General features: G+C 67.5%; 1 protein-coding gene and 1 tRNA gene. Both read left to right on the forward strand.

The genetic code is table 11. The features are described from left to right. The coding region (locus ASG00_RS01880; RefSeq protein WP_082482990.1) for an LLM class F420-dependent oxidoreductase at positions 1–825 on the forward strand (825 nt) is incomplete at its 5' end. Between the two features lie 62 nt (positions 826–887). After that, positions 888–978: transfer RNA gene (locus tag ASG00_RS01885), tRNA-Ser, on the forward strand. Positions 979–1,009: the final 31 nt, after the last annotated feature.

The following is a 1,009-nucleotide window of genomic DNA, read 5'->3' on the forward strand; positions in this document are numbered from 1 at the left end:
AAGACCGGACCCGCCCAGCTCGGCCCTGCGCTCGCGGCGCACGTGCGCAATGCGGAGGCCGCCGGCATCCAGCGACTGACCGTCATGGACCACTTCTGGCAACTGCACGGTATCGGCCCGGAGGATCACGAGATGCTCGAGGCGTACGCGACGCTCGGCTTCATCGCGGCCCACACGGAGAAGGTGCTGCTCCACACTCTCGTCACGGGCGTGATCTACCGGCATCCGTCGCTGCTGGCGAAGCAGATCTCCACGCTCAACGTGCTCTCAGGCGGTCGCGTCGGGCTCGGCATCGGTGCCGCCTGGAACGAGCAGGAGTGCGTCGGGCTCGGGTTCCCGTTCCCGCCGGTCGCGCAGCGCTTCCGCGAGCTCGAGGAGACCCTGCAGATCTGCGCGCAGATGTGGTCGGACGACGACGGGCCGTTCGAGGGCAGGATCTGGCAGCTCGAGCGCACCATCAACTCGCCGCAGAACATCACCAAGCCCTACCTCATGATCGGCGGCGGCGGGGAGAAGAAGACGCTGCGCCTCGTCGCCGAGCATGCCGACGCCTGCAACCTGTCGGCGATGGCAGACCTCGAGGTGCCCGCGCACAAGCTCGACGTGCTGCGCGGCCACTGCGACGCCGTCGGCCGCGACTACGACACGATCGAGAAGACCGCCATGATCGCGGTCTCCCCGGCCTCGACCGTCGACGACGTCGCCGAGCGGGTGGAGGCGCTCGCCGGCCTCGGCTTCACAGCGACCTACGTGTTCTCCGTCGGCATCGACGAGCCCGCGCGGGTGGTCGACATCGTCTCGGATGTCGCAGCCCGCGTCGCCTGAGACGGCAGCGTCAGACGGGCGCCGATTGGCGGCATCCGTCGCCCTCACGTACACTCGTCGGCGGTGACGTGTCCGAGCGGCCGAAGGTGCAACTCTCGAAAAGTTGTGTAGGGTAACCCCCTACCGTGGGTTCAAATCCCACCGTCACCGCCATTTTTATCCCAGATCAGCGCCCTCTTTTAGG

Source organism: Microbacterium sp. Leaf351 (assembly GCF_001423825.1).
GTDB lineage: Bacteria > Actinomycetota > Actinomycetes > Actinomycetales > Microbacteriaceae > Microbacterium > Microbacterium ginsengisoli.